This is a genomic window from Fibrella arboris, from assembly GCF_041321095.1.
GTDB classification, from domain to species: domain Bacteria; phylum Bacteroidota; class Bacteroidia; order Cytophagales; family Spirosomataceae; genus Fibrella; species Fibrella arboris.
In genome coordinates this window covers 499,691-512,402 of record NZ_JBGGWE010000005.1, presented here as the reverse complement: position 1 = coordinate 512,402, position 12,712 = coordinate 499,691, and the positions used below count along the sequence as shown (strand labels likewise).

Annotated in this window: 7 protein-coding genes; 5 read left to right on the top strand and 2 right to left on the bottom strand. The window is 53.7% G+C overall.

All coding sequences use genetic code 11. The features are described from left to right. Positions 1-8: 8 nt before the first annotated feature. Complete coding sequence (locus ACAW75_RS11945) at positions 9-3,305, bottom strand: PQQ-dependent sugar dehydrogenase (protein WP_370728944.1); 3,297 nt, start codon at positions 3,303-3,305, stop codon at positions 9-11. Positions 3,306-3,702: 397 nt separating this feature from the next. Between ACAW75_RS11945 and ACAW75_RS11940 the strand changes: the two genes are divergently transcribed. Next, complete coding sequence (locus tag ACAW75_RS11940; RefSeq protein ID WP_370728943.1) at positions 3,703-4,929, top strand: ABC transporter permease; 1,227 nt, start codon at positions 3,703-3,705, stop codon at positions 4,927-4,929. Between the two features lie 658 nt (positions 4,930-5,587). Here the strand turns inward: ACAW75_RS11940 and ACAW75_RS11935 are convergent. Beyond that, a complete protein-coding gene (locus ACAW75_RS11935) occupies positions 5,588-6,607 on the bottom strand; it encodes a ComEA family DNA-binding protein (protein ID WP_370728942.1) in 1,020 nt (339 codons plus the stop codon). A gap of 135 nt (positions 6,608-6,742) precedes the next feature. On the opposite strand from ACAW75_RS11935, the gene ACAW75_RS11930 reads away from it, so the two are divergent. The 4 genes from ACAW75_RS11930 to ACAW75_RS11915 all read left to right on the top strand — a co-directional run bounded on the left by ACAW75_RS11930 (position 6,743) and on the right by ACAW75_RS11915 (position 12,697). Beyond that, the gene (locus ACAW75_RS11930) at positions 6,743-8,260 is read left to right on the top strand and encodes a glycine--tRNA ligase (RefSeq protein WP_370728941.1); all 1,518 of its coding nucleotides are present in this window, start codon (positions 6,743-6,745) and stop codon (positions 8,258-8,260) included. A 111-nt stretch (positions 8,261-8,371) separates the two neighbouring features. After that, on the top strand, positions 8,372-8,884 hold the full coding sequence (locus ACAW75_RS11925) for an acyl-CoA thioesterase (RefSeq protein ID WP_370728940.1): 513 nt from the start codon (positions 8,372-8,374) through the stop codon (positions 8,882-8,884). 195 nt (positions 8,885-9,079) lie between these two features. Continuing rightward, positions 9,080-11,794, top strand: a complete 2,715-nt coding sequence (locus ACAW75_RS11920) for a c-type cytochrome (protein ID WP_370728939.1) — start codon at positions 9,080-9,082, stop codon at positions 11,792-11,794. 138 nt (positions 11,795-11,932) lie between these two features. Continuing rightward, positions 11,933-12,697: a 3-keto-disaccharide hydrolase gene (locus ACAW75_RS11915; RefSeq protein ID WP_370728938.1), complete on the top strand. Its 765-nt coding sequence runs from the start codon at positions 11,933-11,935 to the stop codon at positions 12,695-12,697. The last annotated feature ends 15 nt before the right edge of the window (positions 12,698-12,712 follow it).

The following is a 12,712-nucleotide window of genomic DNA, read 5'->3' as shown; positions in this document are numbered from 1 at the left end:
GAACGTACCTACCTCACCCGCCAGTCGATCAGGACGCAGTCGTCTTCCCCATTGGTGACGCCGTTACCCGGTGTGCTGTCGGCATCGGCAGGTACGTTCGGGCCTGGATTTCCTACCGACCAGATTTGCGCCGCTGTACGAATGGTCCCCGCATTTGTTGGTAACAGGCTGACTGTCAACGCCGCCGACTGGCCGGGGGGCAGGCTGGCAATGGTGGCTTCTATAACCGTATAGCCTGCACCAGTCAGCACGACAGAGAAGGCTGAGGATGCGCTTAAAACCAGGCCATCACTGAGCGTATCGCGAATGACAACGCTGTTGGCTGGCAGGCTGCCCATGTTTGTGCTGATCAGCGTCACGGTGATTGGTTCATTGACTATGGCCGTAAGTTTGCTGGCCTGTATGGCCAGACTAAGATCGACCTTGTTGGCCACCGGGCCAGGCTGGTTGGAGGCAACGGGCGGTAAAGGCTGTTGATTCGGATTTGGCGATAGCCGGACGGCGCCGGCAGTAAGGGTGCGCAAATCAGCCTGCGCCATGTCGTCTTCGCCGTCGCCAGTACCCGAACCGGGCTGGCTGTCGGGGTCAAATGCCTGCGCTGCACTGATTTCTGCACTCACTAGATAAAGACCGGCGCTGGTGGGCTTCACCTGCAATGCCAGTAGCTCGCTGGTACCAGCCGGAATGGTCGCAATAGTGCCCGATACAAGCCCACTCTGATGAACCAGTGAAGCGCTGCTGATAAACGCCAGATCGGCTGGCAATCGGCTGGTCACGGCCACATTGGTGGCCTCGTCGGGCCCGCCATTAGTCACGACCAGGGAGAGCGAAACGGTTGAATCGGTGGCTACTAGGTGGCTGCCAAATACCATTGAAAGGGCCAGATCGGCCACTGGGGCCAGGGAGTTGACAACCCGGAAGCTTTTCTCTACGGTTCGGGCTGGCCGGAAAGTAGTATTCCCACTTTGCATAGCCCTCAACGTGACCAGACCCGGATTCCCCGTTAAACGCAGGTTGGCCCCTTCCATGAAGGCAGGCCCCGAAATGCGAAACAAGGTGACAGGCAATCCTGAGCTGCTCCAGACCACAGGTCGGAATGGGGCGGCAGTGACCAGCTGCCTGGTTGGGGTCAGAAAGGTGATCGTCTGTTCGGTGCCTTCGCAATCCGGATACACATCGCGGTAGGCAGTGGTGCTCAGGCCGGCAGGATCTGTGACGGTCAGCGTAAGGCGATACCAATAAGTTTCCAGGCCACTACACGTACCCAGCGGCGCCAGCGTAACAGAAGCGGTAGGCGTTGAAAAAGCCTCTTCAGGATGACTATGGTCATTGTGCATGTGGTACAACTGCCAATGATAGGTCAGCTGGCCAGCAGTATGTTCGGCATCCGTGACCACCGCCGACAGCGTAAGGGGCGTACTGGCCGTAGGGGTGATCGCGGTCAGCGCATCCAGGCTGGTCGTTTGTATGAATGGTGGCGTATTATTGATCGAAATGAGTATACTCTTCTGCACAGACGATCCGCCCAGATCAGTGATGGTCAGCGTAGCCGTATACGAGCGCACCGTGGCAGCTGTGTAGCTGTGTACCATGCTCGACAACCCGCTGTAGGTCGGAGAACCATCACCAAAGTCCCATTCGTAGGTCAGCGGTGTTCCCTCCGGATCCATCGATGCGCTGGCATCAAAAGAGACAGCCAGGGGGCTGCTACCATATGTTTTATCGGCCTCCAGGCTCACCACCGGTGGTTGATTGTCGGTATAGTTCAGCTGAAAGACGTCGATATTGAAAAAATACAGCAGGTAGGGCAGATTATCGACGGGGTTGATCGTCAGGTCAACGAGGCCGTTGAACCCTTGGGCAAAATGATTGATGGCTATGGGTTGATCTTCACTATCGAACTCGGCGTAAGCGAGCCATTCACGCACATAATCGCCAAAAAAGTACCTGTTCTGATAGGCAGCAGGGAGGTTGTTACTGTACGACGTCCAGCCACCGTCGATGATCGCGTTGCCGCCTAGTGAGACGTTGTTATACGGCAGGTTCAGGGTAGGTAAATAATAGTGTGCCCCATGCTGAACATAACTCGTTCCCTGATCCTGGTGGCCAATCGCGATCTCGGGCCTGGAGAAAAGCGCCAGCGAATCATCGGGGTTGGGCAGGCGGTCATAGTATATGTTACTCGTAGAATCGGTGGGGCTGTTCATTTTATTGGGCGGGATAACGTAAAACTCCGAACGCCCTTCCACAAAGCTGATGCCCTCGAAATACGGCCAGCCGAAATTCTGATCCGGTCGCTTCATAATATGGATTTCCTCATACCGGTTCCAGCCCACATCACCGATATACAATGAACCGGGATTGGCATCGGCCGGATTGGTGCTACCGGTGCCGGGACGGATGCTGATACGATAGGGGTTGCGTAGCCCACGGGCAAACATCCGTGAACGCGCTGATCGGGGGTGGATTGGGTCATAATACGGATTCGACGCCACCCCGTCGCCAGTGGCCCGGTCGAGGCGAAGAATTTTGCCGTTGAACGAATCCAGATACTGGCTGCGGTAGGCGCCAATATTTCCCCAAAAATCAATGAGGCCATCATTCAGTGCCTGTTCCCAGAAAGAAGAGCCATACCCTGGGTTACCGGACCCACCGACATCACGCCCGTTGAGCCCGGCGCCATCACCCGTTGAAACAAGCAGCGTTCCGTCGGCTCCGAAGGCCAGATCACCGCCCGAATGAGAGCCATCTAACAGGGCTTCACTAGTGCCAATTGCCTCGCCCAATAAAATCAACCGGCTATTGGGCAGAATAGCCATATCATTTGGGTCTGTAGCAGTAAGGCTCGCTGGAGTAACCGTGTACCGGGTTACGCGCAGGATGGTCGCCCCTACATCTGATGCGTCTGGATCATAAGCCGCAGTACCATAGTTTAACAAGTAATGGCGGTCTACTACATAGCTCAGGTATAGGTAGCCATTTTGCAGAAAATCGGGATCGGGGGCAACACTAAGTAGCCCCCGGTCAGAGAAGTTGTCGACCTCTTCTGAAATATCAAGCAGGGGATCGGTGCGGCGTATGCCATTGATGGTTACCCAGACACGCCCTGCTTTTTCGCCAACATACAGTCGATTGGCCTGATCGAATGTGGTTTTGATACTCGTGCCCGGAAAACGTTGTCCGTATTGCGTTGTCGTAAAGCCAGGGGGACCCTGCTGGGCCACCGTATGGAAGGATGCTGTCCAGAGAAGCAGAAAGGCGGCACAACCAACGGTATGGTATTTATTTAAAGCGCTGAGGTTCATACGAGTGAGTTGGATAAGGAGTTGGTGTGAATAGCTGGAACAGAGCTACTAGTGCACGATTGGCTTGTTACAAAACATACAAGTTTTTATACGTACACATAAATGTTTGTTTTGACGAATATCCGTTTTTAAGCAAAAATTTTGCCTAAAAAATCCTATTTGCGTCGATAATTGATAAGGATGTATAAAAAAATGCATAGATAGTATTAATATGGCATATATACTTACTAAAAACGCGCTGGGTTTCCTGAAACTACTCAACTTGAAAACGGAATGGAGCGCTAGCCTACCCGCCATGTATGGCGTATGCAGCCAGGCAGCAGATAAGGAAAGTGGTAGTTTTTCATCCGGGTAAGTGGAGGTGCTTATCTTCGTCGCTTATTTCCGCAGGTACGTCATGAATCTCTCCGCTTTTATTGCCCGTCGGTATTTTTTCTCCCGGCGTAAACGCAGCTTCATCAGCTGGCTGTCGCTACTGGCTATGCTTGGCGTGGGCGTAGGCACTATGGCGCTGGTGGTAGTGCTATCGGTATTCAACGGGATGGAGGAGTTGAACCGACAAATTTTCAAGTCGGTAGAAGCTGATCTCACCGTTCTGCCCAGACAGGGGAAACGCGTTGAACTGAACCCCCAGCTAATTCATCGGCTTCACAAGATTCCGGGCGTACAGGTGCTGACTGGTATTGCTTCAGATAATGCGCTGGCGCAGTATGCCGATAGCCGGATGGTCGTGCGGGTAAAAGGTGTAGATAGCACATACGCCCAACGGCATCAGCTCGACTCGGCAATGGTAGAGGGGCGTCAGGTGCTAACCAGAGACGGATTTAACTTCGCTATCGTTGCGGAAGGCGTGCGTAATAACCTGACCATTTCACCCGAAGACCCACTCACGCCGCTGGAACTGCTGTTCCCTGACCGCGCCCGACGTGTCTCTGCGCTTTCGCCTGATGCCTTCCGTCAACAGCGACTCAACGTGTCGGGCGTCTTTTTTATCGAAGCCACGAATTACGACGATTTGGTGATTGTGCCGCTTGCAGTAGCCCGTGACCTGCTAGGGTATAAACCGGATGAATATGCCAGTCTGGAAATACAGTTGAACCCCGGTACCGACGAATTGGCTGTTCAGTCGACCATGCAACAACTGCTGGGCAATACTCTGTGGGTACGTACCCGCGATGAAATGAATCCTGATCTGTTTCGGGCTATCCGAATCGAGAAGCTGTTTGTTACGCTTACTCTGGCATTTATCATTCTGGTGGCGAGTATAAATACTTTCTTTTCGTTGTCTATGCTTGTGCTGGAAAAGAAAGCGGATATAGGAATCATGGGGGCGATGGGCGCTGCGCCCGCCCTGATTCGGCGAATATTTTTGGTGGAGGGTGCCATCATTTCGCTGACGGGCGCTGCCGTCGGCCTGGCGCTTGGGCTCGCCCTGTGCTATGCGCAGGAACGGTACGGATTAGTTGGCTTTGGCACCACATCGGCTATCGTAGATGCCTATCCGGTTAATGTCCGGTTCAACGACATTGCCGTAACGATAGTGATCGTTCTCCTGGTAACAGCTGTAACGTCGTTGTTCCCGGCGAAGCGAGCCGCACAACAATTAATGGCCGGGAGAAAATAATGGATAAATTACACGTTACTTTCGGTGGAGAGTCGCGTCAAAATGAAAAATTGGCCCGATTATTGGTAATTGTTTTTTTGCGATGAAGTGTGGATTTCGCACCTCAGTAGAAATTATCAAAAAAGTCGAATCTAATTTTTGTAAAGTCTGTTAATTCTATAGATATTTGTCATGCCTACCGAGATGACATCGTTTCATATGAATTTAGATCAATTTGTTTTGTTATCGTCCATGTTGGGCGACGAATTGTACCGTGAGGGGGGGAAGCAATCTACTGCTGCAAGCCTAACCGTTGACAAGCAATTTCAGCTATTGGCCAACAAGCCAATAGGCGCGTACCTGACCAGTGGTTTACCAACTTTCTGGCCACGCAAAAAAACAGTGCCACGTTTCTTCTAAGTGATTCCGCGTTCACCGTAGCAGCGATTGCCAATTACCGTAACTGATTAAAAGGAAGAGTGCCTCGTAACAAAAAGAAGAGTACCAAACCAAGCAAACGTACCGTAACTTGATCTTGAAAACCCCGCCCACAAAGCGGGGTTTTCGCTTTTAGGGTGATTGTCGCTACGCTTCGCTGTCATTATATGGTCATTAACAGCCATTGAGCGTAAACCAACGAATGCCATCTAATGAACAGCGAAGCGTAACGACAATCACTCTAAAACGTCAGATACGGCGTTATCTGCTCAATCGTGCGAGGGTTCAGGACCCGGACTGCTTTCAGCGACTCGGTTGAGGTGTAAGCACCATGCTGGTTTCGATAGTTGACGATCACCTCAGCCTGCCGCCGCGACAGGTATGGCAACCGGTCCAGGTCAGCCGCCGAAGCCGTGTTGACCGGTATCCTGCGTACGGGCGACAATACCTTGGCATACAGAGTCAGCTCGGCCAGATTAATTGAGTCGAGGCCATAGACCTCGTTAAACTGATCTGCCGACAGAAAGCCACCCAGCCCATCACGGTACTGAACAATACGGCTAGCCAGTTTACTGCCAATCCCTTTCAGGGCTATCAGCTGTGTGGTATCAGCCGTGTTGATATCGAACGGCTGGATGACCGGTTTTACGTAGCGGTCGCGAACTGGTGCCGCTGCATCTGCCTTGCCCGTGTTGGCAGGCGCAGTAGGTACGTTGCTGGGTATGGCTGGCCTGGTAGCCAGTTGGGGGGCGCTGACGGGAAGCTGCATGTATGGTTCCAGCGTTTCGTATAGGTCTGGTGGAAAGTCGTAAATCTTGAGCAGGTCCTCTTTCTTCCGAAACTGCCCGCCTTTGCTGCGGTACTTTTCAATGCGCTCGGCCATCCAGCGCGGTAAGCCCAGTTGCTGCCAGCCCGCTACGCTCACCGTATTGGGGTCGAAGGGAAAGGGTTTGGCTTCCTGATACCGTTCCGACGTTTGCCGGTCGTCATCAGCCCGCCGTGATCCGTCTGCCTGTCCTTTATTGCCGTAGCGGGCTTTGTCTTCAGCAGAACCATCCGCCTGCATCTTGGCCAGCAGACTGTCCAGTTTCCGCTGATCCGACGCGGTAGTGTCCTGGGTACGTTCGGGCCGTAGCCATGTATAGATAAGCGGCGAGGTGAGAAAGAGAACGATCAGAAGCAGGAGGGCCAAAACGCCGGTCGCCTCTTTATGCCCAATAGCAAATGTATCGGCAATAAACGCACGTACTTGTTTAAACATTAAGGTGGTCCGGTTGGGTTACTGTCGACAAGGTAAGTTATTGATGGCAGGACAGCAAGTAGCCTGACATAGCGTTGGAGGTTTGACGATATACAGTCGGTGGTATTGGCGGCAAAAGCTATCTTTGCGGCCATTATGACAACCAATACGTCGGCCGAAGGATCGGCCCCTGCCGCTCCGGCTACTTCGCTTCAGGATATTATCGCTCACGCGAAAGAATATGGCTTCGTGTTCCCCTCGTCGGAAATTTATGATGGCCTACAGGCTGTGTATGACTACGGTCAGAACGGCGTTGAACTGAAAAACAACCTCAAAGCCGTCTGGTGGAAAGCCATGACCCAGCTTCACGATGAGGTGGTTGGTATCGACGCGGCCATTTTCATGCACCCGCTGACCTGGAAAGCCTCCGGTCACGTCGACTCGTTCAACGACCCGATGATCGACAACCGCGACTCGAAGAAGCGCTACCGCGCCGATCAGTTGCTGGAACTCAAAGCCGAAGAATATACCAACGCCGGTGACGAAGCCCGCGGTAAAGCCCTGCTCGAGGAAATGGGCCGTTTGCTGGGGGCCGAAGACCTCGAAGGCGTTCGGAACCTGATCATCGCCGAAGGGATCAAAGACCCCATTTCGGGCAACCAGAACTGGACCGAGGTACGCCAGTTTAACCTGATGTTCTCAACGCAGGTGGGTTCACTGGCCGAAGACAGCAGCACCATCTATCTCCGGCCCGAAACAGCGCAGGGGATTTTCGTGAATTTCCTGAACGTACAGAAAACGGGCCGGATGCGCGTTCCCTTCGGTATTGCCCAGATCGGGAAGGCGTTTCGGAATGAGATCGTGGCTCGTCAGTTCATTTTCCGAATGCGCGAGTTTGAACAGATGGAGATGCAGTACTTCGTGCGTCCCGGCACTGAAATGGACTGGTACAACAGCTGGAAAGACACCCGTATGAAGTTCCACCAGGCGATTGGCCTGCCTGCCACGAGCCTGAAATTCCACGACCACGAAAAGCTGGCTCACTACGCCAACGCAGCCGTCGATATCGAATACAAGTTCCCGTTTGGTTTCCGCGAGATCGAAGGCATTCACTCGCGCACCGATTTCGACCTGAAAGCGCACCAGGAGCTGAGCCGGAAAAAGCAGCAGTATTTCGATAACGATGTTGATCCGGCAACGGGTAAGCCCTACGGCAATTACATTCCGTACGTAGTCGAAACGTCGGTGGGCGCCGACCGCCTCTTCCTGGCGACGTTCTGCAACGCCTTTACGAAAGAAACCGTGGGGGAGGGTGACCAGCAGAAAGAGCGGACGTACCTGAAGCTGCACCCGGCCCTGGCGCCCATCAAAGCGGCGGTGTTCCCGCTGGTTCGGAAAGATGGCCTGCCCGAGAAAGCCGAGCAGATCGTGAAAGCACTGAAATCGGAGTTCCGGGTGATTATAGAAGAGCGCGACGCCATCGGTAAACGCTACACCCGGCAGGACCTGATCGGTACGCCGTTCTGTATCGCTGTTGACTACCAGACGCTGGAAGACGACACCGTGACGATCCGCTACCGCGACACCACCGAGCAGGTACGTGTCTCCATCAGCGAGTTGAAAGCCAAAATCGGCTACGAAGTGTCAGTCGAGCGGATTTTAGAGAAAATGTAAAAAGAGCTTCAGGTGTCAAGTCTCAGGTGTCAAGTGGCGCTGCTGAGGCACCACAAGGTTAACTAGCAGCGCCACTTGACACCTGAAACTTGACACCTGACACTTAGTTTTATGTTCATACGTGACCCAAACCGGACGTACCCGGTCGAGACAGAATCGCGGACGATTATCCGGTTTCAGGACTGTGATCCGCTCCAGCACCTCAACAACGCCAAGTATTTCGATTATTACTTCAACGCCCGCGAAGATCAGGTGGCGAAGTTGTATGACTTTGCCCCGGCGCAGTTGTTCCGTGAATACAAATCGAGTTGGGTCGTGTATCAGCACCAGATCGCGTATGTTCGGCCGGCGCTGGTGAGCGAGTGGGTGCGTATCATGTCGCGGATCGTGTATTTCGACATCGATACCACGATCACTGAATACTACATGACCGACGACCGGAAAGCGCAGCTTAAGAACGTGCTCTGGGTGACGTCGAAATACATCAGCATCGAAACGGGCAAACGAATACCGCATCATCCTGCCGTGATGGACCTGCTGGAAGCCACCAAAGTGCCCGATCTGGACGTCCACGCGATCACGTTCAATGACCGGATTCGCGATATAAAGCAGAGTCTGTCATAAACGGGGTGGAGCGGTCTCCTACAGGCGACGAGCCCCGCCAGCCAACCGGACTTCGCTGTACAGCCAGCAAAAAAAAGAGCCACCCTGAGTGGCTCTTTTTTTTGCTGGCTGGCCATCCAGTAGCAAACGCCCGCGATGGCAGTAGAATACAGATGCGCGCTGTTTTGATTAGCTAATCAAGAACTCTCCAACGCTATGCGTAAACCTGCCAGTGTAATCAAACTTGGGCTTGTCCTTTGTGCGCTTGTCTTACTGGGTACGTCGTGGATCAGCCTTCGGGAATCTTACTCGAGCGAACGAGCCGCCGATAGTACCAAAATTGATAAGCTGAAGCTACTTCCCGGTTTTAAAGCGGAACATCTCTATAGCCCTTCCGATAATCAGCAGGGATCGTGGGTCGCCATGACGTTCGACGATAAGGGCCGGATGATCACGTCAGATCAGTATGGGTCACTCTATCGTGTTGATCTTCCCGCAGTTGGCTCGGGTGTACAAAAGCCCAGGGTCGAGAAGCTGAAAATCAGCGATCTTCCGCCGTCGCCCACCAACCCACAAAAACCGCGCGTTGGCATGGGGTATGCGCAGGGGCTGTTGTGGGCTTTCAACAGCTTGTATGTGATGGTAAACCACCGGGTAGACTCAACTTTTTCGAAGGGGAGCGGCTTGTACCGGTTGCAGGATACCGACGGCGACGATCAGCTCGATAAAATAACCCTGATCAGAGAATTGAACGGCGAAGGGGAACACGGACCCCACTCGGTTGTACTCTCGCCTGATAAGCAATCGATTTATGTAATGTGTGGCAATTTCACAGACGTACCCAAGATGGATGCGTATCGGTTGCCGCCGGTCTGGAAAGAGGATAACCTGTTTCCGGCCATTAAAGACCCGCGTGGCCACGCCGTGGACCGAATGGCCCCCGGTGGCTGGATCGCCAAGATCGACCCGGACGGGAAAAACTGGGAATTTGTTGGCGGTGGGTTCCGCAACACGTTTGATTTCACGTTCAATGATGCCGGTGATATTTTCGGCTACGATTCAGACATGGAATGGGATTTCGGCCTGCCCTGGTACAAGCCGACCCGTATTTGCCACATCACCAGCGGGGCCGATTTTGGCTGGCGTACATCGGCCACCAACTGGTCGCCCAGTTTTGCCGACTGTTTGCCCGCTACCCTGAATATGGGTCAGGGATCACCAACGGGTGTTTTTGCCGGTCGTGGGGCTCGTTTTCCGCAGAAGTTTCAGAAGGCCATCTACGCGTTCGACTGGAGCTTCGGTATCATCTACGCCGTTCATCTGCAACCACAGGGAGCTTCGTACAAGGCCACCGCTCAGGAATTTATTTCCGGTTCGCCACTACCGCTGACCGACGGACAGATCGGGCCGGATGGCGCGATGTATTTCCTGACGGGCGGGCGGCGGCTGGAGTCGGATCTGTACCGGATCACCTACGACGGCACAGAGGCCACAGCGCCGGATACGAAATCACCCCTCAAAACAGCCGAGCATCAGATCCGCACGAAACTGGAGCAGTATCACGGCGCTCCGATGGCCGACGCGGTCAGTACAGCCTGGCCGTATCTGAACCACCCTGACCGGTTTATCCGCTACGCGGCCCGCGTGGCAGTCGAGCATCAGCCGGTTGCGGAATGGCAGGCAAAAGCGTTGGCCGAAACCGATCCACAACGGTTAACGCAGGCCATGATGGCGCTGGCTCACCACGGCGATGCGTCGCTGAAAAGTAAGATGCTGACCTCGTTGCTGAACGTAAAATTGAACACGCTTGCTGAGCAACAACAGGCCGACGTATTGCGGGCTATTGAGCTTGTGTTTACTCGTATGGGCCTGCCCGAAGGTGCCGACCGGGCGAAGGCGATCGCCGTATTGAGCCCCCGCTATCCGGCTGGTTCGGCCATGCTGAACCGGGCGTATAGCAAACTGCTGATTTCGCTGGAAGCGCCCGGGGCGGTAGACAAAACGCTGAAACTACTGGCACTCAACAACGAAGACAACGGGCCTGTAGGTGGTGAGACCGTGACGGCATCGAGTGACCTGATTCTCCGTAATCCGCAGTATGGCCTGGATATAGCCAAGATGCTGGCCAAGGTGCCGCCCGCTCAACAAACCTATTACGCCACCATGTTGAGCAGCGCAAAAACCGGCTGGACGCCGCAACTGCGCGATCAGTATTTTGCCTGGTTTGCCAAAGCGTTTGGTTATCAGGGTGGTAACAGCTACGTCGGGTACGTCGATAAAGCGCGTAAACTGGCCCTGGCGAACGTACCTAAAGAGCAGTTCGGGACGTACAATAAACTATCCGGCGCTGATTTATTGACGAAATCGGGTAACGACATTGCGTCGGATTATACGCCTAAAGGCCCGTATCGAAACTGGAAGCTGGAAAACGCCGTGGCTGTGGTTGATAGTGGCCTGACGGGACGCAGCTACGAAACGGGCAAAAAACTATACGGCGCTATTTTGTGTAGCCGTTGCCATTCGATGGGCGGTCAGGGTGGCGATATTGGCCCCGACCTGACTCAACTCGGCACCCGTTTCTCCAATAAAGACATTCTGGAAGCCATTATTCATCCCGATAAAACTATTTCGGATCAGTACGCCTCGAGCATCTTCACGCTTAAAAACGGGCAGTCGGTACTGGGTCGGCTGATCAATGAGGATAAGGCAACTTACTTTATCTCTCAGAACCCGTTTGCCTCTGACCAGCTTCGGAAGGTGGCGAAGAAAGACGTGGTGTCAAGGAAGTACTCGCCCTCGTCGATTATGCTGCCTGGTCTGATCAACAGCCTGAACCCCGGCGAACTGAAAGACCTGATCGCGTATCTGAAATCGGGTGGTAATCAGGCGAATGACCTGTACAAAATGTCAGATACGGGCAAGGGTAAGTAAGGCGTTTGGGGTGCTGCTTCGCTCGTGTGTTGCTTCGCGCTGTAGGTTGCTTTCGCCTAGTCGAAGGGCCAGGCGAAAGCAATCTACAGCGCGAAGCAACCAAGACCGTACCTACAACCCGTAAACCATTAACACAGTATGATTCAAAAAACGCTATTCCTGGTCGCAACGATGGCGGCGACCTTCACAACGGTTTGTGAGGCGCAGCGCAAAAAAGCGGTGAAAGACGGCTTCGTCCAGATATTCGACGGAAAGACGCTCAATGGCTGGGAAGGTGATCCGACTTACTGGCGCGTGGAAAACGGCGCGCTGGTAGGTGAGATCACCCCCGCTACCTTACTGAAAACCAACTCATTCATTATCTGGAAAGGCGGCGAACCGGCTGATTTTGAGTTCACCGGTGAGTTTAACATCACCGCCGAGGGGAACTCAGGCATCAATTACCGCAGCGACCGCCTAACCGACGTGCCCTTCGCCTTGCGGGGCTACCAGGCCGACATCGACGGCAAAATGCGCTATACCGGGCAGAACTACGAAGAACGCAAACGGACAACCCTGGCTTATCGTGGTCAGAAAACCACGATTCCGGCCTATACCGGTGCCGCTACGCCCGAAGCCGTACGGGCCAATGTGAAGAACAATGCCTGGGGTGGGCTCACGGTAACCAGTTCACTGGGTAGTTCGGATTCGCTCAAGACGTTTATCAAACCAGAAGACTGGAACAGGTTTCACTTAATCGTAAAAGGCAATCACCTCCAGCATTACATCAACGGTGTATTGATGAGCGATGTCACGGACGAAGACGCCGTGAATGGCATGAAAAAAGGGCTCTTAGGCGTGCAGGTTCACGTTGGGCCGCCCATGAAAGTGCAGTATAGGAACTTGATGCTGAAGACGTTGTAACGTAACCCCAACGCA

Excerpts from the sequence above, each read along its gene's own strand:
- ACAW75_RS11915 (WP_370728938.1), top strand. The coding sequence starts at position 11,933 with ATGATTCAAAAAACGCTATTCCTGGTCGCAACGATGGCGGCGACCTTC.
- ACAW75_RS11935 (WP_370728942.1), bottom strand. The coding sequence starts at position 6,607 with ATGTTTAAACAAGTACGTGCGTTTATTGCCGATACATTTGCTATTGGG.
- ACAW75_RS11925 (WP_370728940.1), top strand. The coding sequence starts at position 8,372 with ATGTTCATACGTGACCCAAACCGGACGTACCCGGTCGAGACAGAATCG.
- ACAW75_RS11940 (WP_370728943.1), top strand. The coding sequence starts at position 3,703 with ATGAATCTCTCCGCTTTTATTGCCCGTCGGTATTTTTTCTCCCGGCGT.
- ACAW75_RS11930 (WP_370728941.1), top strand. The coding sequence starts at position 6,743 with ATGACAACCAATACGTCGGCCGAAGGATCGGCCCCTGCCGCTCCGGCT.
- ACAW75_RS11945 (WP_370728944.1), bottom strand. The coding sequence starts at position 3,305 with ATGAACCTCAGCGCTTTAAATAAATACCATACCGTTGGTTGTGCCGCC.
- ACAW75_RS11920 (WP_370728939.1), top strand. The coding sequence starts at position 9,080 with ATGCGTAAACCTGCCAGTGTAATCAAACTTGGGCTTGTCCTTTGTGCG.